We start from the raw sequence: 21,254 nt of genomic DNA on the forward strand, positions 1-21,254 counted from the left end.
CATCAACTCCTATCTAAATTTGCATATCGTGAAATATTTAATAGTATTCCTACTCCTGCCATCATAATAACTGTAGAAGTACCTCCATAACTTATAAAAGGAAGAGACACCCCTGTAGGTGGCATAGAAGAAGTTGCAACCGCAACATTTATAAGTGTCTGCACTCCTATAAGACTTGTAATTCCTGTAGCTAAAAGGCATCCAAACATATCTGGAGCTTTTGCTGCCACTCTCAAACCTCGCAAAATAAGGTATAAAAACATCAAAAGTATAGTGACTGTACCAACAAGTCCTAATTCTTCTCCAATTATGGAAAATATAAAATCATTGTGAGGCATAGGCAGATACATAAGTTTTTGCCTGCTTCCTCCAAGTCCAACTCCAAACAGTCCTCCAGAACCTAATGCATAAAGGGATTGTACGATTTGATACCCAGATTTTTGAATATCCTGCCACGGATTTAAAAATGTAAATACCCTTTCCCGTATATACTCAAAAGATGAAAAAACAACGACCGCTGCCCCAATTCCTGCTCCAAATAAAGCTCCCATAAAAGATAATTTAGCACCTGCTACAAAGAGAATTATTACAGCCACAATAAATATAATACCAGCTGTACTAAAATTAGGCTGTAACATTATAAGACCAAAAAACAATCCTGCCAATCCTAAGACAGGCATAACTCCTTTTTTGAAACTCTTTGCATAATCAGGATGTTTGTCAAAATATTTTGCCAAGTATATAATAAGAGCATATTTTGCCACTTCAGAAGGCTGTATTGTAAAGCTTCCAACTCCTATCCATCTGGTTGCATTATACCTTTCAACTCCTATTCCAGGAATCAAGACTGCAATAAGCAATCCAATCGAAATAATAAGTAAAGGACCAGCTAACTTTTTTAAAATAGTGTAATCAAAATTCATCATAAAAACCATAGCAAAAAAACCCAATATTACCCATAACAATTGCCTTTTTAAAAAATAATAAGGGTCATTATACATATACTCAGCACTGGCAGAACTAGCACTAAAGACCATAATTACACCAATGGAGACTAGTATTAAAACTGTGAGTAAAATGCCATAATCCACAGGGTACTTTTTTTTCATTATTTTACCTCCTCAACTCTGCCACTGCCTTTTTAAAGATTCTTCCCCTCTCCTCAAAATTCCTAAACATATCCCAACTGGCACAAGCTGGTGATAAAAGTACACTATCTCCCTCTTTCGCACTTTCATAAGCTTTTTTAACAGCTTCTTCTAAGGTACCAGCAAAAAGTATGTCATCTTCAGGATAAGAATACTTCCTTGCAGTATCTCTGATTTTTTTTGCAGTTTGCCCTATCAAAATCAATTTCTTTACTTTCCCATTAAAGGCTTTTACAAACTCATCAAATTCACTACCTTTATCATAACCACCAGCAATTAAAACTATAGGGGTTTTTAAGGCCTGTATTGCTTTAATTGAAGCGTCTGGGTTAGTCCCTTTAGAATCGTTATAAAATTTTACACCATTTATTTCATCAACAAACTCAATCCTATGTTCTACACCTTTAAAAGTCTTTAAAGTATTTGCAATAACATCTGCACTAATCCCTGAAAGATATGCTACTGAAGAAGCGGCCAATGCATTCTCTAAATTGTGTTCTCCAGGAATATAAATTTCCTCTATGTCAATAATTTTTTCAGCATTTCCATTAACACTTATATAAATACTTCCATCTTTTATATATGCCCCATTTTCTAATAAACTTTTTCTACTAAAAGGAAAAACTCTGCATTTAGCCTTATTTTTTAGACTCCAAGTAACAGGGTCATCGTAATTGAGAACAGTATATTCATCTTCTCGTTGATTTTCAAAAATTCTTCCTTTTATATCCCTATAATTTTCAAAGGTTTTATGTCTGTCTAAATGATCAGGAGTAATATTTATTATACAGCTTATTTTAGGTTTAAACTCTTTTATAGTCTCTAATTGAAAGCTACTAATCTCTGCTACGATAAAATCATCTTCTGCCGCTTCCATGACAGCATAAATAAGTGGATAACCAATATTCCCAGCAACATATACTTTTCTCCCCGTATTTTTAAACATTTCTCCTAATAAAGAAGTAGTAGTTGTCTTGCCATTTGTACCTGTAATTGCATAAATAGGAGCTTTAGAAAACCTATATGCAAACTCCACTTCTCCCAATAATTCAATTTTCTTTTCTTGTGCTGTTTTTACTATATCCGAATCAATAGGAACACCTGGACTTAAAACAATCAAATCCACACCTTCTAAAAATTCCTTTTTGAATTTACCAAACCTAAAATCTATGGACAAACTTTTAATTTCTTCTAAATTTTCTTTTAATACATCATATTCTTTTTCATCATAAGCTATTACTTTCGCCTTCAAGCTGTCCAACACTTTACACAAAGCTATTCCGCTAACTCCTAAACCTGCCACAAGAACTTTTTTACCCTTTAGTTCCATAATTTGCACTCCTTAGCTTAAACTATAAAAAGATAAAAACATCGCAATTAAAGTAACAATCCAAAAAGCGTAGACTACATTTTGTTCTTGCCATCCTGACAGTTCAAAATGATGGTGTAAAGGACTCATTTTAAAAACTCTTTTACCAAACAATTTAAAAGACAATACCTGAATAATCACTGAAAAAGCTTCAGCCACATAAATAATACCTATCAAGGGCAAAATCAAAGGCAATTTAGTCAAAACCGCGGCAGTAGCTATAGCTCCTCCAATAGCTAAGGAACCAGTATCTCCCATAAAAATTTCCGCAGGATGACGGTTATACCTCAAAAATCCTAGCAATCCTCCTGTCAAAGCGGCACTGAACGCTCCATAAGTTATATTATTTAAAAATAAAGCTGTCATAGTGAAAAAAGCCATAACAATAAAAGATACACCTGCTGCTAATCCATCAAGCCCATCTGTCAAGTTTACGCTGTTTACTGTTCCTACAATCACAAAAACTATAAAAGGAATATAAAAATTGCCAAGGTCAATAGTAGTTTTTAAAAAAGGAAAAATCACTTCTGTTCCTACATATTCTTGAGCAAAATATGAAATGATTATCGCAAGTAAAAACTGTCCAATAAGTTTTTCTCTCGCTTTTAAACCTAAAGGCCTTTTAAAATAAACCTTTAGAAAATCATCTGCAAATCCTATTAAACCATATCCCAAAAAACCTAATAACAAAATAGCCAAATATTTATTCCAATGAGAAAAAATTAAAGTAGAAATAACTGTGGCTGTAATAAACATTATTCCCCCCATTGTAGGGGTTCCAGATTTTTTTATGTGGCTTTTAGGCCCATCTTCCCTTACTTTTTGCCCAAATTTTAATTTTCTAAGATAAGGTATAAAAAGAGGACCAGAGGCCAAGCTTAGCACAAAAGCAACAACTGTAGCCAAAATTATCTTTTGTAACATTTTACTTTACCCTCTCCTGTAAAAATTGTACTATTTGTTCCATTTTCATACCTCTTGAACCTTTTACTAAAATTGAATCCCCTTCTTTGATAATATCTTTCAAAATTTCATTAACCTCTTTATTAGTGTTACAAACAAAAATATTATTCTCTTTCATCCCACAAACCTTGGATTCTTCTGCAATATATTTCGACATATCACCAGAGGTTATCAAAATATCTATATGGCTATCTGCCACCAATTTTCCTATTTCTTTGTGGGCTTCTACTGCATACTCACCTAATTCCAGCATATCTCCTAAAACTGCTATTTTTCTCTTAGCAGGTAAATCCCTTAATACGCTTAAAGCTGCTTTCATAGAATCCGGATTAGCATTATATACATCGTCAATAATTTTTATATCACCTATTTTTATTATATTAAGTCTCATTTTGCCTGGTTGAAAATCTTTTAAAGCCTCTGCCATGTCCTCTACATTAATACCAAACTCTAATCCAACACAAATTGCAGCAAGAGAATTGTACACATTGTGAATACCAGGAACCGAAAGCTTTATTTCTTTCGCCAAATTTTTATATTTTAAAGTATATTTTATATCTTTTTCTTCTTTTTCTATATCGCAAGCTTTAATTTCTCCACTTTTTATACCATATCTGTAATACTTACTTGAATACTGCAGAGGAATTTTTGATAGCATATCATCATCTGCATTTAATACAATCACATTTTCCTCTTTAAAATTTTCAATTAACTCAGTTTTTGCTTTTAATATATTTTCTCTTGAGCCTAATTTTTCGATATGAGCAACTCCTATATTTGTAAAAACTGCTACTTGAGGCTCTGCAATATTCTTTAACCTCCTAATTTCTCCAAAACCATTCATTCCCATTTCCACTACCGCAATCTGATGAGTATCTTCCAAATTAAAAATTGTCAATGGCAAGCCAATTTCATTATTAAAATTTCCCTCTGTTTTCAAAACTTTATACTTTTTAGACAATATTTGTGCAATCATATCTTTAGTAGTAGTTTTTCCACTGCTACCTGTCACAGCAATAAAGGGAATATTGAATTTTTTTCTATAATAAGAAGCAATTTTATGCAAAGCTTCTAAAGTCTCATTAACGTAAATGACATTAACTGAAAAATCTTTCAAACATTCTACATTATCCAACCTCGCAGTAATAACTGCACTAGCACCTTTGTCTATTGCATCTTTTACGAAATCTTCTCCATCGTATTTTTCCCCTTTCAAAGGGATAAATAATTCATCTTTTTTGACTTTTCTCGAATCAGTCGAAATTCCCATTACTTTGTCCTTTAAATTTCCTTTTATCAATTTTCCCTCTGTGGCTCTTACAATTTCATCTATTAAAAGTTCCATCATTTATTACCACCTTCAGACAAAATTTCTTTAACTATTTCTCTCTCATCAAAGGGAATAACCTTATTTCCTATAATTTGATAAGTTTCGTGGCCTTTGCCTGCTAATATTATTACATCGTCTTTTTGAGCATTAGTCAGAGCGTATCTTATCGCTTCTTTTCTATTTTCTATTACAACATAAGGGCAATTAGTCTTTTTTATGCCTTCCTCAATTTGTGAAATTATTTCTCTTGGGTCCTCCGAACGAGGATTGTCTGATGTCAAAATGCAAAAATCTGCATATTTTCCTGCAACTTCTCCCATCAAAGGCCTTTTAGTTTTATCCCTATCTCCTCCAGCACCAAAAAGAAGTATTTTTCTCCCAGTTTTATATTCCTTCAAGGCTTCCATTATATTCTGTATTCCGTCAGGAGTATGGGCATAATCTATGAACACATAAAAGTCTTTTCCTGTCTCCACCGGTTCAAATCGACCTTTTACTGTAACTTGACTTAAAGCCTCTCTCACACTTCGCAAAGAAATACCAAGAAAATCAGCCACTGTAATAGCAGCTAAAGCATTGTAGACATTAAACAAACCAGGAATTTTCAATGACATCTCTTCTTTTTTATCTTCAATCTGAACTTTAAACTTTACACCATCTAAACTATTCCTAATATCCTTTGCCATAACATAAGCAAAATCTTCTATACCATAAGTCAAAACCTTTGCTTTAGAACTCTCAATCATCATAGAAGAGTATTTATCATCTATATTGATAACCGACGCCCTCTTTGCCATCTTGAATAACTTACTCTTTGTCTTAGCATACTCTTCCATGTTCTGGTGAAAATCTAAATGGTCCTGGGATAAGTTGGTAAAAATTGCTATATCAAATTCACATTCGTCTACTCTATTTAATGCTAAAGAATGGGACGATACCTCCATAACTACATACTTAACACCTTTGTTCACCATAATGCTAAAAAGCTCCTGCAAATCTAACGATTCAGGTGTGGTATGTACAGAAGGTATCACTTCATCCCCTATCATATTTTGTATAGTCCCCACCAGGCCCACTTTATTATTTTGCCTTTCTAAAATCGCTTTTAGCATATAAGTAACAGAGGTTTTGCCATTTGTTCCTGTTACACCAATTAAAGTAAGTTTGCTGGTGGGGTTATTGTAAAAATTAGAAGCTATTTTTGCCATGGTAGCTCGAGCATCTTCTACTAATACTGTTGTAATGCCAGGATATTCTTTTATTTCCCTATCTGCTACCACTGCAACTGCCCCATTTTTAATAGCCTCTTCCACATAGAAAATACCATCGGTTTTAAACCCTTTTATAGCAATAAATAAATATTTCTTTTTGGCTTTACGGGAATCGTAACACACCCCACTGATGTCTATATTAGGATCTCCTTTTATCTCGCACTTAACACCCTTCAAAATATCTATTAGTTTCATGTTAGGCCTCCTCACAAAAATATCTAAAAAGCATACCACCACTAAATAGTATAGCACAATTATAGATTTTGCATAGAGGAAGTTTATTTTTCCTTAGGCCTAAACTCCACTTCTACAGTTTCGCCTTTTTTCAAAATCGTGCCTTCTTTCGGACTTTGATTCACAGCAAAACCGCTGCCTTTTATTCTTATTTTAAGCCCCAAAGAATTTAAAATTTCTGTAGCTTCTTTTACGCTTTTACCAGTTAAATCAGGAACTACTACCTCTTGTATTTTTTCAGCATTTAAGTACAAAATAACTTGTGTGTTTTCTTCTACAATTGCTCCTGGTTTAGGCATTTGGTCAAAAACAGTATCTCCATTTCCTTCTATAATAAAGTTAAGCTTATTCGATAAAATAATGTTTTCTGCTTCATAAAGTTTCATATTCCTCACATCCGGTACTACAACTGATGCAGGTTTTTCTATTCCTCTTGGCTGTACTTCCAAATATCTTAAGGTATCTTCTAAAATACTCTTTACTACAGGTGCAGCCAATTGGCTTCCAAAATGGGTTTCCGGATTATTAGGCTCATCTATTACCACCAACACAATAACTTTTGGATCCTCCGCTGGTGCAAAACCTATAAAAGATGCCACATATTTGCCTGGCATATATTTTTCTGTAGTACCAGTCTTTCCAGCTACATCAAATCCTTCAATATATCCTGCTTTGCCTGTTCCCTCTGACACTACACTTTTTAGTATTTCTCTCATTGTAGAAGAGGTCTGTTCAGAAATGACTTGCCTCACTACTTTTGGTTTAAATTCCTTCACTACTTTTCCATTTGAATCTACAATTGATTTCACAATTAGAGGTTGCATCAATTTTCCTCCATTGGCTATTGCGGAGACAGCAGTAATCATCTGAAGAGGCGTCACAGCAATACCTTGCCCAAAAGAATTAGTGGCTAACTCAACAGGCCCAACACTACTTTCTGCCAATACAAGACCTGGAGCTTCACCAGGAAGAAGTATTCCTGTCCTTTGTCCAAATCCAAAATCATGTATGTATTTATAGAGTTTTTCTACTCCTAGCCTTTGTCCTAACGTCACAAAAACTGCGTTGCAAGAATTTTGAACACCTTGAACAAAATTTTCACTGCCATGGGTAGCCCAGCAATTTATTCTATGTCCAGAAACTATAGTATAGCCCGGACAATAAAACTGTTCATTAAGACCTACAAGTTTTTCTTCTAAAGCTGCAGAAGCAGTAATTGTCTTAAAAACAGAACCAGGTTCATAAGAATCAGAAATAGCTTTATTTCGCCAAACTTTATACCATTCTTCCTGCGGTCCTTCAAAAGGATTATTAGGATTAAAATTTGGTCTATTAGCCAAAGCCAATATTTCCCCTGTTTTGGGGTCCATAACAATGGCTACTGCTCCTTTTGAAGGCTTAGAATGAACCATCGCTTGGTTAAGAGCCTTTTCTGCAAAATGCTGAATAGTTTCATCTATTGTAAGCACTACGTTATAACCTGGAAGAGGTTCAAAATACTCTTCCTCTCCCACATCCATCTTTCTACCTATAGCATCCATTGGAGTAAAAATTCTTCCCGGAATACCTCTTAAAAAGTTGTCAAATGCTAATTCAACGCCATCTAAACCCTGGTTGTCAATTCCAGTAAAACCCAAGACATGTGATGCAAGAGTATTATTGGGATAGAATCTTTTCATGTCCTCAGAAATTATTATTCCATCTATATTAAGCTTTCTTATCTCTGCTACCTTTTCGTCATCAACTTGTTTAGCAATTAACACTTCTTGTAAGTTTTTATTAGAAATCTTTTGAAGAACTTTTCCTTTATCTAAATTTAATATTTGGGCTAAAGCTTCAGCTACTGCTTCTCTTTGAGAATCAGGTATTTCTTTAGGGATAACACTTATTTTATTAACACTTATATTTTCTGCTAATACTTTGCCATTTCTATCAAATATATTTCCCCTTTTACCACTAACAGATACTTCTAAAGTCCATTGAGGAAGTGCCATCTTTTGATAATCTTCACTTTTTACTACCTGTATCCAAAAAAGTCTGAGTATAAGTCCAAAAACTACTATAGAAGATAAAAAAAGTAAAAAAAGAATTCTTCTCTTTACAGATATGGTTGGATATATTTATTATCCCCCCTATCTATTCAACACCCCCAATATCCTCATAAAAAAGTTACTTTTATCTTGTGATTTCTCTTCACCTTTTTTCTCTTCAGCTACTTTAGGCTTTTCTCCCACATTTATGTAGACTATCTGATTTTCTTCTGGCAATTGCATTCCTAATTTTTCTTTTGCAATCTCTTCAATTCGAGCGGGATTGGTTAAAGAAGCAATTTGGGCTTTTAATTGTTGATTTAAATTTTCTGCATATTGTACTTGTTTTTCCATTTTGTCTAAAGCAATTGACCTTTGATAAATTACAGTATACCTGTAAAGTATCAAAATGCTTAGAGAACTTATAAAAAACACCAAAAGTAAATTCTTTAATTTCGCATTTTTTTTAGTTTTTCTTACTTGCTCTTTCTTTTCTGAGGTATATGGGGGATACTCGTAATTATATTCTCTTTGTGCTACTATCAATTTATTCTACCTCCATTTCTTTTAGAACTTACAGTTTTTCCGCAACTCTAAGTTTTGCACTACGGGACCTGGAATTTGTTTCTATTTCCTCTTTGGAAGGTAGTACCGGTTTTTTTGTTATAATCTTCACTACCGGTTTTTTACCACAAGTACATGGCATATTAGGTGGACAAGTGCAGGGATTTTCTAATTTTTTAAAAGTATTCTTCACAATTCTATCTTCCAAAGAGTGAAATGTGATTATCGCAATGCGCCCTTTCCCCCGTAATACCTCTACCATATCCTCAATCGCCTTATCTAAACCTTTAAGTTCTTCATTGACTTCTATTCGTATGGCTTGAAATGTTCTTTTTGCTGGATGTGGTCCTTCTCTCCTGGCAGAGGCAGGAATAGCGTTTTTTATAATCTCTACTAACTGAAAAGTAGTTTTTATTTCTCCTTTTTCTCTTTCTTTTACAATAAATTTAGCAATACGTGATGCCCATTTCTCTTCTCCATATTCTCTTATCACTCTTTCTAATTCTTGCTGTGAATACTTGTTCACCACATCATAGGCAGAAAAAGGTGAATTTTTGTCCATTCTCATATCCATCGGAGCATCTTTCATATAAGAAAAACCCCGTTTAACTTCTTCTAATTGATAAGAAGATACCCCCAAATCCAAAAGGATGCCATCAACCTTGTCAATATTCAAACTTTTAAGTATCTCTTTTATATTTTTAAAATTATCATTTATGTACTCTACATTTTTGTAATTTTTAAGCCTTTCTTTGCTAGCCTTTATCGCATCTAAATCTCTATCTATCGCAATTAACTTTCCGGTGGTAAGCCTTTTTAATATTTCTTCAGAATGGCCTCCACCACCTAAAGTACCATCTACATATATTCCCTCTGGTTTTATATTTAAATATTCAATTGTCTCCTTAAGCAAAACACTTTTATGGCTATATTCCATTCTTTATCACACCTATATATTTAAGTCGTCAAGATGCTCAGCAATCTCTTCAAAAGAAACATCTGTATTGTTAGAGTATTCTTCCCAAACCTCTTTACTCCAAATCTCAACCCTTGTAGAAACTCCAATAAATATAACATCTTTTTCTATTTTGGCATGCTCTCTTAAATTAGCAGGTATAAGTATTCTTCCCTGTTTATCAATTTCACATTCCACAGCTCCAGCTAAGAAAAATCTCGTAAATGCTCTTGCGTCTTTTTTGGTAAGTGGCAAAGTTTTAAGTTTGGCCTCAATATTTTTCCACTCCTCCAAGGAATATACAAATAAACAATTGTCCAAACCTTTAGTCAATACAAACTTTTCCCCTAGTTCTTCTCTGAATTTTGCGGGAATTATGACTCTTCCCTTTGCATCAATTGTGTGTTCGTATTGGCCCATCAACATACAAAACACCAAACTTTCATTTCACATTCTCCCACTTACCACCACATTACACCACTTAATATGTTATTCTATATAAATTTAAAAAATCCTGCTAAATTTTTATAAAAAAATAAAAAAATCAGGCTTTGCGCCTGATTTTTTTATTTTTTTATAGGATTCACAACGGAAAGTACACTATTCTCTTCTCTCAGATGATTTTGAAATCTTTCTCTAACATCTTCAAAGCTTATACTGTAAAGCACATCTAAATAATCCAGTAAATTTATTTCTTTCATATAAAAGTTTATAAAACTGTAAGCTATACTATCGACCGAATTAAATGTTCTTAAAAATTTTCCTATGTATTTTTTCTTTATTCTCTCAAAATCTTCTTCCTTTAAAAATTGTAGATTATTTATTGCATTTAAAATGATATCTCTCACTTTAAAAGGATCTTTAGATTGACCTCCTATTATAGAATAACCGTAATCTATCTCTCCACCGTAATCAAAGCTAAAAGTGCTGTCAATAAGCCCTTCATTGTAAAGCCTCTCATACAAGTCAGAACTTCTGCCTAATGCCATTTCCAAACCTATTTGTATCTCTAAATTTTTCTTTAATAATTTCTTTCCCCCAAAACCCACATCTGTATCTTTAAAACCTAGATTAAAAAGAGGAATGGATACTTGCATATCTTGTACAACTTCTTTTTTATAAACGCTTAAAGGCTCTTTAGGATATATCCTTTTTATTTTTCCTTGTTTTTTATCTTGTCTCATATTTTCTTTTATAATGTCAAGAGTTTTATCTATATCAATGTCTCCTACCGCAAACAATACCATATTTTCAGGATGATAAAATGTGTAATAACACTTATATAAAATTTCTTTATTTATCTGAGAAATTGATTCAATTGTGCCAGCTATGTCCTTTCTAACTGGATGTACATGATAAAGAGCCTCTAATGCGTTAAAATAAACTTTCCAATTGGGGTCATCTTGATACATCCTTATTTCTTGAGCTATTATTCCCTTTTCTTTTTCCACATTTTCATCTGTAAAATAAGGATTTTGTACAAACTTTACTAAAAGTTTTAGATTTTCATAGAAGTTTTCAGTACTCGCAAATAAATAAGCAGTTGTAGTAAAATTAGTGTAAGCGTTAGCTGAAGCCCCTAATTTTGAAAACTGCTCAAAAATACTACCTTCTTCCTCTTCGAACATTTTGTGTTCCAAAAAATGTGCAACCCCATCAGGTACCTCCGTTACATCAGTATCCCCTGGAGCGATAAACTTACTGTCATTAGAACCAAAATGGGTAGCAAATATTGCAAACTGCTTTGTATAACCTCTTTTCGGCATTATATACACTTTTAGGCCATTATCCAATTCTTGTAAAAGCATTTTTTCGTCTATTCTCTCATTGTACAACTGCTGCATAATTATTCCTCCTTTTTGCCGGTCATAAAATACACCGTATCTAATTTAACCTTTTTAGCAACTTCCACTACGTCCTCTTTTGTCACCTTTTCTACTTTTTTAATAAATTCTTCTATATTTAAATCTACTCCTGCAATTTTTTGTGACAAATAGTAGTCAGATTTAGAAGTAGCATTGTCTTTCATTGCATTCAAAGAGGTCTTTAAGGCTTTTATTGTGGAATCTAATTCATAATCTGAGATATTACCTTCTTCAATTTCTTTTAACTGTTTAAGTATTATGTCAAGAGCTTTGTTGTAATTTTCTATCTCTATGCCGCAACTCACCACCATTAAACCTCTAAATCTCTCTAGCCTTGAATAAGCATAATAAGCAAGGCTTGCCTTTTCCCTCACATTCATAAAAAGTTTAGAAAAAGGTCCTCCTCCTAACACACCACTGTATACCAAAAGAGGAAAATATTCCTCACTGTTAGCCGGTACATTAGTTCTAAAGCCAAGAGTAAGCTTCCCCTGTGTTACTTCTAAATTTTCTGTCACATACTTTACTTCCTTTACCTCTTTATATATATTGGGGGAAGGAATATTTAGTATCTGTCCTCTTTGAAAAGAAAAATATTTTGTAAAAACCTCTTCTACATATCTAGGGTCCACATTTCCTACAACATATATATCCATTGGCAAAGTATTAATACAATTTTGATAATACTGGTAAAGGTTGACTTCATCAATGGAGTTTAAATCCTCACTTCTACCCAATTCAAAAATAGCAAAAGGTTCACCTTTACACATCTCTTCATAACAACGGTCTACTGCATATTTGGTTTTATCGTTTATTCTTGAATCTATTAAATTTTTGTGAATCTCTTTTTCTTGAAGTACATAATCTTTATTAAAAGCATTTCCTTCTGTAAGAGGGTTGAAAACTAACTCTTTTAAAAATTTTACTCCCTCTTCTAAAATATTCTCTTGTATGTACTCTTCTTGAGGTAATTCCAATCTATATTGTTGAAGGTGCCTTTCTCCTTTTTTATACACAGAAACAGCCATAGTAGTGCCATACAAGTTTTCCAAAAACTTCACCATTTCTTTGTAAGTTTTAATACTAAAAGTACCCCTTTTTAAAACAGCAGGCAGCAAAGCGTATTTTGTAGCCTCTTCTCCTAATTGATTGTGGATATAAAGATTAATTGTCACTGTTTTAAATTTGTCTGTAGTATCTATGTATAAATTTATTCCGTTGTTTAATTGTTTCCTAATTAATTCCATGTCATCAACTCCTTCTAAAATAATCCAATTATTTTTTGATTATATGATAATTGTAACACAAAGTCAATAATACATAAACCCGGGGAAAAACCCCAGGTTTCTGTTACATACCAGGTGTAATGCGTTTTATAATTTCTGAAATTTGTTTTGCAAATTCAGAAACTGGTCTTCCTGCAGAAATACCCTTAGCAATATTTTCTATTCTTTTGTACAAATCTGGATCTGCAGTTACATAGACCCTTGTTATAGACTTATCAGTATCTTTTACAGTCTTTTCTATTTTCTTTTTTACATCTGTTTCAAGAGTTCCCTGTACTCTTGCTTTCAAATCCACTCCTACAAGAGCAGTGCTTCCATATACTACCACTGTAGCCTTATTTACCTCTGGAATTTTAGCAACATTTGAAGCTATTCTACTTGCTCTTGCACTTTCTGTAGTCGGTTTTTTTACAGCAGTTGGAGTCTTAGAAGGCGCAGGAGTAGTCCTTGTAGGTGCCGGTGTATAACGAGCAGGAGTAGGCTTTCTAGTCGCAGTTTTACATCCTGCCATTGAAACCATTATCATTATCCCAATAAGCATTATTGTAATTATACTTTTTATTTTTTTCAAAGCTATGCACCTCCTCAAAATATATTTTTTCACTTTTATTAAAAAGTATTATACTAAATTATGGAATTTTTACGAAAAACATTTGAAAAAATTTTGTGAGTAATATATAATGCATATGTAAAACTATTGGAGGGAAGATGAAATGGAAATAGGAATTGTTGGACTACCTAATGTCGGCAAAAGCACTTTGTTTAACGCCATTACAAAAGCAGGGGCAGAATGTGCAAACTATCCTTTTTGTACTATTGAACCAAATGTGGGAATTGTAGCTGTACCAGATAAAAGGCTGGATTTTTTGGCAAAGATTGAAAATCCGCAAAAAGTTATACCCGCAACTATAAAATTTGTTGACATAGCAGGCCTTGTAAAAGGAGCAAGTAAAGGAGAGGGTTTAGGAAATAAATTTCTTTCTCATATTAGGGAAGTTGACGCTATATTAAACGTGGTAAGATGTTTTGAAGATAGCAATATTGTCCATGTGGAAGGAAGTATTGATCCTATAAGAGATGTTGAAATAATAACTTTAGAGCTTATACTTGCTGATATGGAAGTTGTCGAAAGGCGGCTTCAAAAAACATCAAAACTTGCGCGAAATGACAAAAAAGCAGCCTTTGAATTGGAAATACTTGAAAAAATAAAAAAAGGATTGAATGAAGGGAAACCTGTAAGGGCTCTTCAATTTACCGAAGAAGAAAAAAGTTTTGTATGTCAACTTATGTTGCTTACCTCTAAACCCGTCATGTATGTAGCAAATATATCAGAAGAAGATTTAATTTCAGGAGAAGAAAATCAATATGTAAAGCAACTAAAAGAATATGCTGAAAAAGAAAATTCTCAAGTTTTGGTTATAAGTGCAAAAATTGAAGAAGAATTAGCTTCTTTAAGTGATGAAGAAAGAAATGAACTTTTGAGAGAATACGGCCTTGCCGAACCCGGCCTTAACAACATAATAAGACATGGTTACTCTCTCCTTGGACTTATAACCTTTTTCACTGCTGGACCAAAAGAAGTCCACGCTTGGACAATAAAAAAAGGCACAAAAGCACCTCAAGCAGCAGGGAAAATTCATTCAGATTTTGAAAAAGGATTTATAAGGGCAGAAGTAATCTCTTATGAAGATTTAGTAAAAGCCGGTTCACAGGCAACAGCAAGAGAAATGGGACTTATGAGACTGGAAGGAAAAGATTATGTGATGCAGGATGGAGATATAGTAGTATTTAGATTTAATGTATAAAAATCGCCTTTTAGGCGATTTTTATACATTACTCTTTTTTGTCTATCTTTGGTGTCTCCTCAACTTTATATCCTAAAGCAGCAATTAAATTATCCAATTTATTTCTGATGGTAGGATAAGATAAACCTAATACTTTTTCCATTTCCCTTATATTTCCCCTCGTCCGTATGATAAGTTCCAAAAAATCTCTTTGCTCTTTTGACAAATAGCAAAATTTACAAAGTTCAAATTTGCCTTCAATTGCTGTTCCACATTGAGGACATTCCAGCCTTGTTACCACCATTTTTTCACTGCAAACTGGACATCTACCTATTACTTCATTCATTAATATCACCTCTTAAAAGGCAAGTTTATTATAAAAAACCTGCTCTCATTCGTCGTCTTGTTTTTATTATAACCCTTATTTTAAAAATGTCAATATAAATTTTAAATTATTTTAAGTTTTAGTTTAAAAAAATTAATTTTTTAAAAGGATAAAAATAAACCAAGCAAAGCTGCTTGGCTTAAACTTCTATAACCTCTTCTTCAAAATTATCAATGTATTTTTGATACTCCATTTTTTGTTCTGCTTCTATTACTTTTTCTAATTTTGGCTTTGTAGCAGGATGTTTTGGCACAAAGATAGTGCAACAATCTTCATAGGGTCTTATAGAGATCTCAAACGTACTAATCTTTTGAGCTAAATCTATAATCTCTGTCTTATCCATCCCAATAAGAGGTCTAAATATTGGCATAGAGACAGAAGCATTGGTTACATATAAACTTTCAATCGTTTGGCTTGCAACTTGTCCTAAACTTTCCCCTGTGATTAGAGCCATAGAACCATTTTTTTGAGCAATTTTTTCTGCTATCTTCATCATCATTCTTCTCATAATTATAGTAGTAAATTTAGGTGGACATTTCTCATAAATTTCTAATTGCAAATCAGTAAAGTGAACTACGTGTAATTTTATCCTTTGTCCATATTGAGAAAGGACTTTGCACAAATCTACAACTTTGTCTTTAGCCCTTTCAGAAGTATAAGGAGGGCTGTGAAAATAAACTGCTTCTACTTCTACGCCTCTTTTCATCATCATCCAAGCAGCTACAGGACTGTCAATTCCTCCTGACAAAAGTACAGTCGCTTTACCGTTTGTCCCAAGAGGAAGTCCTCCTATTCCCTCAATCACTCCCGCGTATACAAAAGCCATTTCTCTTATCTCTACATTTAAAAGCACATCAGGATTATGAACATCTACTTTTAAGTTTTTGACATTTTTCAATACTGCTGCTCCTACTCTGCGGCTGACCTCCATGCTGTTATAAGGAAAAGACTTATTTGGCCTCTTAGTCTCTACTTTAAAAGTCTTTCCTTCGTGTCCTTTCATAAGTTCTACTGCAGCTTTAAATATTTCATCCAAGTTTAAATCGGTTTTTTTAGCTTTTGTTATTCCTACAATACCAAAGACTTTTTTTAATCTTTCTATTACCTCTTCAATATCTCCATCACATTCTACATAAATTCTGCCATGAGTTTTTTCAACTTTAACTTCCTTAAAGTCAGAAAGAGCATGTTTTATATTTTTTATCAATTTATTTTCAAAAAAAGACCTATTATCTCCTTTTAAAGCTAATTCTCCATATTTAATCAATAATATGTCTTGCATATTTTACCTCCGTTTATACTTTCTTAAAAAATTCACTTTTTCTTTTAACACTGATATAGTATAGTCAATTTCTTCTTCTGTATTAAAAATTCCAATGGAAAATCTTATAGCGCTTTCAATAAGGTCCTCTTTAAGACCTATCGCTTTTAAAACATGACTTTGTCCTTTCTTTTTGGAAGAACAAGCCGATCCCGTAGAAACATATATGCCCTTTTCTTCAAGAGCGTGTAAAAGCACCTCTCCCCTCACACCGGCAAAAGAAATATTGAGTATATGTGGCGCTCCCTCTTCAACATTTGGCCCGTTTAAATGAACATCTTTTATTTCAGAAACTATGCCTTGATAAAGTCGCTTCTTTAAGGTCATTAATTTGCTTACATTACCGTGGAAATTTTCTTTGGCTAATTTGCTAGCCACACCAAATCCCACAATTCCTGGCATATTTTCTGTCCCAGACCTTAAATTTTTTTCTTGTCCCCCTCCAAAAATTATTGGCCTAATCTTTACTGATTTATCAATATATAAGGCTCCTACTCCTTTAGGACCGTGTATTTTATGACTGCTTAAAGACACCATCTTTATTTTATGCTTTTTTACATCTATATTTATTTTTCCTACTGCTTGTATAGCATCAACGTGAAAAACTATGTCTTTATTCTCTGCAATATCAGCTATTTCCTCTATTGGCTCTATTGTTCCTAACTCATTATTTACAGCCATAATTGATATAAGTATAGTTTTATTAGTTATCGCCCTCTTTAAATCCTCTACATCTACTTTTCCTGTTTTATCCACATCTAGATAAGTTACTTCAAAGCCATTTTCCTCAAGATACTTTAAAACATTGAGCACAGAAGGATGTTCAATTTTTGAAGATATTATATGATTTCCTTTCTTTTTTAAACTTTCTGCAACCCCTATTAAAGCAAGATTGTTTGATTCTGTCCCTCCAGAAGTAAAAACTATTCCTTCGGGCTCACTGTTGATTAAGTTAGCTACATTTTCTCTCGCTTCTTTCATTAACTTTTCAGCTTGATAGCCTTTCATATGTAAAGAAGAGGGATTGCCGTATTCTTTATCTAAAACTTCAGCCATTTTTTTAATTACTTCTTTCCTAACTCTTGTAGTAGCGCTATTGTCGAGATATACTTCCATGGCCATCATCCCTTTAATTAGATTTTTAATAATAGCAAATTCCTGGATATTGTGAATAATTATTAAACTTTTATAATTTAAATTATTTTGCAAATTTAATCATTAAATTAATAATTCTTTCTACCTCTTCATAGGTAGCCTTTCCATCCTCATTTGCTAATATGCATTCTTTTGCATGTTCTTGAATGATTGACATACCTACTTTTTCTAATGAGGCTTTAACAGCTGCTATTTGCAACAAGATATCCTCACATCCTTTTGATTCTTCTACCATTTTTTCTATACCGGCAATATGCCCTTTTATTGTTTTTAATCTCAGCAAAATATCATTTCTCAAACTATCACTCACTTACAACACACCTTTCAATAGATAGATTTCTTTTGCTCGTATTCTATTATAACTTTGCCACAAAAATAATAAAGAGTCAATCACTATATCGAGTAGGAGCTGAATAATTATTTTATTCAGCGTCCTCTCACACCACCGTACGTACCGTTCGGTATACGGCGGTTCATTAGGATTTATGTACAATTAGATATCTTTGGGATAAACTCTTATAACCTATGCTTTCAAAGTAATTATTTGTAAGAGTCTTATTTAGGATTGGGCTATTGGATATTCTCCAGTAGCCTTTCCTTGTATTGGTGTATTCCCAGGCTTTTTGATCTTCTACTCCTAGTTTTACTAGGTTATCATGCTTCGTTTTTATCTTCTTCCATTGTTTCCATATACATGCCCTTAGTCTTCGCCTTATCCATTCGTCAAGGGTTTTCATTATGCTTTTTGCGTCTGCTAATCCAAAATAGTTGACCCATCCTGTTGTTATTTGATTTAGTCTTTTTATTCTGTTTTCCATGCTTATTCCCTTGTTCCGATTGGTTATTTCTCTTACTTTTTCCTTAAACCTTTTGATGGATTTTTCATGGATTCTTATTCTTACTTCGTTTTCTTTTGTGTAGAATGAAAATCCAAGAAATTTTCTTCTCCATGGTCTATCTACAGCACTTTTTGCTTCGTTGACTTTTAGTTTTAATTTGCTTTCTATGAATTTCTTTATGCTCTTCATTACTCTGTTTCCTGCAGACCTGCTTTTTACATATATGTTGCAGTCATCTGCATATCGGCAGAATTTATGCCCTCGTTTCTCAAGTTCTTTGTCTAGTTCGTCCAACATTATGTTTGCTAATAGGGGACTTAATGGCCCTCCTTGGGGTGTCCCTTCTTCTGTTGATACTTTGATTCCGTTTATCATTACTCCTGATTCTAGGTATCTTCGTATTAACTTTAGTACCCTTTTGTCTCCTATCCGCTTTTCTAGTTTGGACATTATTATGTCGTGGTTTACTCTGTCAAAGAACTTTTCTAAGTCCATATCTACAACCCATGTATATCCTTCATTTATATATGCTTCTGCGGCTTTTATTGCGTCTTTTGCACTGCGTCCTGGTCTAAATCCATAACTGCTATCAGAAAATGTATGGTTGTAGACTCTATTTAGTATTTGGGCTATTGCTTGTTGTATTAGCCTATCTAGTGCTGTAGGTATTCCTAGTAGTCTTACTCCTCCATCTGGTTTGGAAATTTCTACTCTTCGCACTGGTTGTGGTTTGTATTTCCCCTCCAGCAGTTGTTGTTTTATGGTTGCCCAGTTTTCTTTGAGATACGGTAGAAGTTCATCTACTTCCATCCCATCGACTCCATGGCTTCCTTTATTTGCAACAACGCGCTTGTATGCTGCTCTCATGTTTCCTCGTTCTACTATCATTTCAAGCATCTTGCTGGTATATCTTTGTACATCGTTTCTTCTATCTTTTGACGCCGATGATATACTATGCACTTCCGTTGTCTTTTGAAATTCCATTTCTCTATTCAACGGATAGCCTCTTTGTTGAGTTGTCTGCAGTCTCTGCATATCTTTCGAGTCCATAAGATTTCCAAAACCTCCTAACGTTCGGTCCTTCCTTATCTATTCATGTCTAGATAAGTACTATGACCTCTGCTGACTTCTCAAGGTTCAGCCATACATCACTGCATGGGTTGTCACTTCAGATTTTACTCCCATGACTTATCCTTGAGACCTCCCCGGGTAAGAACGATAACTTTCATCTCATATATCTGCCAGATTTACTATATGGGATTCGGGTAGTGTTGGACTTCGTTTTGTTACGCAAACTCATCCATCCCAATTCAGCCTCTTATCTGGTTCTTGTTCATCAGACCGAGATTTTGCCTTAAGCTTCCTTCAGATTCCACCTCACGATGGACACCCTTGCTCTTGGCTAGTGGTTCCCACTACCAAGCCCACAGCGGACTTTCACCGCCTAGCTATCGCCCATGCCGGGCGCACATAAAAAAGCCAGCTAAGTAGCTGGCTTTTAATAAGGATTTTGATGCATTTGAGGCGGATCAAAAGATGGGAAAGGCTTCTGATTGAAAATTTCACACACATCTGTTACGAACTCCTCGCAAGCTGCTGGAGTAGGGCAGAAACCGTAAGACGGAACTAATAATTGCACATCTACTGCGGATTTTATCACAATCCATACCCCAATTATCACTTCTACAGTGGTAGTAACTCCTAGATTAACCTTTCCGTACAAGCCCTCTGCTAACGCCTCGTATTTCATTATTGCTACATTTGGGTCTGGTACGTAAAGTACAATATCTTTGTTGAAAGTAGTAATATTTCCTGGCAATGTTTGTGTAGTTCCATCTGGATAGTTAATCACAATATCATAAGTCACTTGAAAAGTTGCTTCTACCCTCGCAAATCCTGGCCTATCCGGAAGTGGAGTTATAACAAAACCAGGAGGTGTAACAAGTGATACAGTAATATTTGTTATTTCTCCAAAGCTGGGAGTTAAATTCAATACAGAAGGTACAAAAGTAATAGGTGGTATATTATCTAAACATATTCTTTGCGAACAAGCATCATACACTTTAGTCACTTCAATGCAAGCTATCTCTGTAGGTTCTGGAAGTTGCCCTGGCTCTACAGGGCCTGGCACTATTTCTTGCTGTCCTATCATCTTTTTAGAAAAAGCCATATTATTTCCCCCTTCACAGTTTAAGCTTTTATTAACTTAAATTATCTTATCTATCTACAATATACGTTTTAATATATTAGATAGTTACAAAAAATCAAAAAAATAAGTACCTCGATTGAGGTACTTATTGCAACTATCTATAAGCACAAACTCCTTCTTTTATTTAATCTTTTCAATCATTTCTTCTACTTCTTTTGCCCCTTCTTCGTAAAATTTCTCCTCATCAGGAGCTAATTCTTTCAAAAGCCTCAAAAACTCTCCCGCATGCACTTTTTCCTCATCTGCTATGTCCATTAAAACTGCTTTTGCTAATTCATTATCAGTAGCTTCTGCCAACTGAGTATAAAGTTGAATTGCCTCATACTCTGCCGCCACCATAAAGCGTATAGCCCGTACCAACTCTTCATGGGTCACTTTTCTTTTTTCAGTGAGTCCTGAAAAAGGAGTTCCAAACTCAGGCATAATTAACATCCCCTCTCCTTATGTATTGATTTTATTATATCATAAATTCATATAATATCAAAAAATTTCAAAAAGTCGAATCAACTCAAAGTATTTGTTAGGCTATCTCGGCATTAAATAAAA

General features: G+C 33.9%; 20 protein-coding genes. 1 reads left to right on the forward strand and 19 read right to left on the reverse strand.

The window, feature by feature from the left end; genetic code table 11:
* Positions 1-2: 2 nt before the first annotated feature.
* The 12 genes from spoVE to TETH514_RS10145 all read right to left on the reverse strand — a co-directional run bounded on the left by spoVE (position 3) and on the right by TETH514_RS10145 (position 13,586).
* Positions 3-1,109 (reverse strand): stage V sporulation protein E, encoded by a 1,107-nt coding sequence (spoVE, locus tag TETH514_RS10090; RefSeq protein WP_003867927.1) that lies wholly within the window; start codon positions 1,107-1,109, stop codon positions 3-5.
* A gap of 4 nt (positions 1,110-1,113) precedes the next feature.
* Positions 1,114-2,478 (reverse strand): UDP-N-acetylmuramoyl-L-alanine--D-glutamate ligase, encoded by a 1,365-nt coding sequence (gene murD, locus TETH514_RS10095; RefSeq protein ID WP_009052547.1) that lies wholly within the window; start codon positions 2,476-2,478, stop codon positions 1,114-1,116.
* 12 nt (positions 2,479-2,490) lie between these two features.
* Positions 2,491-3,441: a phospho-N-acetylmuramoyl-pentapeptide-transferase gene (gene mraY, locus TETH514_RS10100; protein WP_009052548.1), complete on the reverse strand. Its 951-nt coding sequence runs from the start codon at positions 3,439-3,441 to the stop codon at positions 2,491-2,493.
* A 1-nt stretch (position 3,442) separates the two neighbouring features.
* The gene (gene murF / locus TETH514_RS10105; protein WP_009052549.1) at positions 3,443-4,828 is read right to left on the reverse strand and encodes a UDP-N-acetylmuramoyl-tripeptide--D-alanyl-D-alanine ligase; all 1,386 of its coding nucleotides are present in this window, start codon (positions 4,826-4,828) and stop codon (positions 3,443-3,445) included.
* Entirely contained in the window at positions 4,825-6,276 is a 1,452-nt protein-coding gene (locus TETH514_RS10110; RefSeq protein ID WP_009052550.1) for a UDP-N-acetylmuramoyl-L-alanyl-D-glutamate--2,6-diaminopimelate ligase, read from the reverse strand. Before TETH514_RS10110 ends, murF begins: the two co-directional genes overlap by 4 nt.
* Positions 6,277-6,359: 83 nt before the next feature.
* Positions 6,360-8,435, reverse strand: a complete 2,076-nt coding sequence (locus tag TETH514_RS10115) for a stage V sporulation protein D (protein WP_009052551.1) — start codon at positions 8,433-8,435, stop codon at positions 6,360-6,362.
* Between the two features lie 12 nt (positions 8,436-8,447).
* Positions 8,448-8,891 (reverse strand): cell division protein FtsL, encoded by a 444-nt coding sequence (ftsL, locus tag TETH514_RS10120; RefSeq protein WP_009052552.1) that lies wholly within the window; start codon positions 8,889-8,891, stop codon positions 8,448-8,450.
* Positions 8,892-8,919: 28 nt separating this feature from the next.
* Positions 8,920-9,846 (reverse strand): 16S rRNA (cytosine(1402)-N(4))-methyltransferase RsmH, encoded by a 927-nt coding sequence (gene rsmH, locus TETH514_RS10125; RefSeq protein WP_003868863.1) that lies wholly within the window; start codon positions 9,844-9,846, stop codon positions 8,920-8,922.
* 12 nt (positions 9,847-9,858) lie between these two features.
* A complete protein-coding gene (mraZ, locus tag TETH514_RS10130; RefSeq protein ID WP_009052553.1) occupies positions 9,859-10,290 on the reverse strand; it encodes a division/cell wall cluster transcriptional repressor MraZ in 432 nt (143 codons plus the stop codon).
* A 140-nt stretch (positions 10,291-10,430) separates the two neighbouring features.
* A complete protein-coding gene (gene yfmH, locus TETH514_RS10135) occupies positions 10,431-11,708 on the reverse strand; it encodes an EF-P 5-aminopentanol modification-associated protein YfmH (protein ID WP_009052554.1) in 1,278 nt (425 codons plus the stop codon).
* Between the two features lie 2 nt (positions 11,709-11,710).
* Positions 11,711-12,976, reverse strand: coding sequence for an EF-P 5-aminopentanol modification-associated protein YfmF (gene yfmF / locus TETH514_RS10140; RefSeq protein WP_009052555.1), 1,266 nt, complete (start codon positions 12,974-12,976; stop codon positions 11,711-11,713).
* A gap of 103 nt (positions 12,977-13,079) precedes the next feature.
* Positions 13,080-13,586, reverse strand: a complete 507-nt coding sequence (locus TETH514_RS10145) for a YhcN/YlaJ family sporulation lipoprotein (RefSeq protein ID WP_009052556.1) — start codon at positions 13,584-13,586, stop codon at positions 13,080-13,082.
* A gap of 142 nt (positions 13,587-13,728) precedes the next feature.
* Between TETH514_RS10145 and ychF the strand changes: the two genes are divergently transcribed.
* Complete coding sequence (gene ychF, locus TETH514_RS10150; RefSeq protein ID WP_009052557.1) at positions 13,729-14,820, forward strand: redox-regulated ATPase YchF; 1,092 nt, start codon at positions 13,729-13,731, stop codon at positions 14,818-14,820.
* Between the two features lie 28 nt (positions 14,821-14,848).
* Here the strand turns inward: ychF and TETH514_RS10155 are convergent, their stop codons facing one another.
* From TETH514_RS10155 to TETH514_RS10185, 7 genes are all read right to left on the reverse strand, one after another.
* Positions 14,849-15,145 (reverse strand): DUF2089 domain-containing protein, encoded by a 297-nt coding sequence (locus tag TETH514_RS10155; RefSeq protein WP_009052558.1) that lies wholly within the window; start codon positions 15,143-15,145, stop codon positions 14,849-14,851.
* A gap of 178 nt (positions 15,146-15,323) precedes the next feature.
* Positions 15,324-16,466 carry a tRNA uracil 4-sulfurtransferase ThiI gene (gene thiI, locus TETH514_RS10160; protein WP_009052559.1) on the reverse strand — a complete coding sequence of 381 codons (1,143 nt, stop codon included), beginning with the start codon at positions 16,464-16,466 and terminating at the stop codon, positions 15,324-15,326.
* 3 nt (positions 16,467-16,469) lie between these two features.
* The gene (locus TETH514_RS10165) at positions 16,470-17,621 is read right to left on the reverse strand and encodes a cysteine desulfurase family protein (RefSeq protein WP_012268760.1); all 1,152 of its coding nucleotides are present in this window, start codon (positions 17,619-17,621) and stop codon (positions 16,470-16,472) included.
* 82 nt (positions 17,622-17,703) lie between these two features.
* Positions 17,704-17,970, reverse strand: coding sequence for a metal-sensitive transcriptional regulator (locus tag TETH514_RS10170; protein WP_003867269.1), 267 nt, complete (start codon positions 17,968-17,970; stop codon positions 17,704-17,706).
* A gap of 166 nt (positions 17,971-18,136) precedes the next feature.
* Positions 18,137-19,549, reverse strand: a complete 1,413-nt coding sequence (gene ltrA / locus TETH514_RS10175; protein ID WP_009052561.1) for a group II intron reverse transcriptase/maturase — start codon at positions 19,547-19,549, stop codon at positions 18,137-18,139.
* A 448-nt stretch (positions 19,550-19,997) separates the two neighbouring features.
* Positions 19,998-20,669 carry a hypothetical protein gene (locus TETH514_RS10180; RefSeq protein ID WP_003867268.1) on the reverse strand — a complete coding sequence of 224 codons (672 nt, stop codon included), beginning with the start codon at positions 20,667-20,669 and terminating at the stop codon, positions 19,998-20,000.
* A gap of 159 nt (positions 20,670-20,828) precedes the next feature.
* A complete protein-coding gene (locus TETH514_RS10185; RefSeq protein WP_019907801.1) occupies positions 20,829-21,131 on the reverse strand; it encodes a ferritin family protein in 303 nt (100 codons plus the stop codon).
* Positions 21,132-21,254: the final 123 nt, after the last annotated feature.

Source organism: Thermoanaerobacter sp. X514 (assembly GCF_000019065.1).
GTDB lineage: Bacteria > Bacillota > Thermoanaerobacteria > Thermoanaerobacterales > Thermoanaerobacteraceae > Thermoanaerobacter > Thermoanaerobacter pseudethanolicus.

Coding starts and splice junctions, on each gene's coding strand:
- spoVE (WP_003867927.1), bottom strand. CDS start 1,109: ATGAAAAAAAAGTACCCTGTGGATTATGGCATTTTACTCACAGTTTTA.
- murD (WP_009052547.1), bottom strand. CDS start 2,478: ATGGAACTAAAGGGTAAAAAAGTTCTTGTGGCAGGTTTAGGAGTTAGC.
- mraY (WP_009052548.1), bottom strand. CDS start 3,441: ATGTTACAAAAGATAATTTTGGCTACAGTTGTTGCTTTTGTGCTAAGC.
- murF (WP_009052549.1), bottom strand. CDS start 4,828: ATGATGGAACTTTTAATAGATGAAATTGTAAGAGCCACAGAGGGAAAA.
- TETH514_RS10110 (WP_009052550.1), bottom strand. CDS start 6,276: ATGAAACTAATAGATATTTTGAAGGGTGTTAAGTGCGAGATAAAAGGA.
- rsmH (WP_003868863.1), bottom strand. CDS start 9,846: ATGGAATATAGCCATAAAAGTGTTTTGCTTAAGGAGACAATTGAATAT.
- mraZ (WP_009052553.1), bottom strand. CDS start 10,290: ATGTTGATGGGCCAATACGAACACACAATTGATGCAAAGGGAAGAGTC.
- yfmH (WP_009052554.1), bottom strand. CDS start 11,708: ATGCAGCAGTTGTACAATGAGAGAATAGACGAAAAAATGCTTTTACAA.
- yfmF (WP_009052555.1), bottom strand. CDS start 12,976: ATGGAATTAATTAGGAAACAATTAAACAACGGAATAAATTTATACATA.
- ychF (WP_009052557.1), top strand. CDS start 13,729: ATGGAAATAGGAATTGTTGGACTACCTAATGTCGGCAAAAGCACTTTG.
- TETH514_RS10155 (WP_009052558.1), bottom strand. CDS start 15,145: ATGAATGAAGTAATAGGTAGATGTCCAGTTTGCAGTGAAAAAATGGTG.
- thiI (WP_009052559.1), bottom strand. CDS start 16,466: ATGCAAGACATATTATTGATTAAATATGGAGAATTAGCTTTAAAAGGA.
- TETH514_RS10165 (WP_012268760.1), bottom strand. CDS start 17,621: ATGGAAGTATATCTCGACAATAGCGCTACTACAAGAGTTAGGAAAGAA.
- ltrA (WP_009052561.1), bottom strand. CDS start 19,549: ATGGACTCGAAAGATATGCAGAGACTGCAGACAACTCAACAAAGAGGC.
- TETH514_RS10180 (WP_003867268.1), bottom strand. CDS start 20,669: ATGGCTTTTTCTAAAAAGATGATAGGACAGCAAGAAATAGTGCCAGGC.
- TETH514_RS10185 (WP_019907801.1), bottom strand. CDS start 21,131: ATGCCTGAGTTTGGAACTCCTTTTTCAGGACTCACTGAAAAAAGAAAA.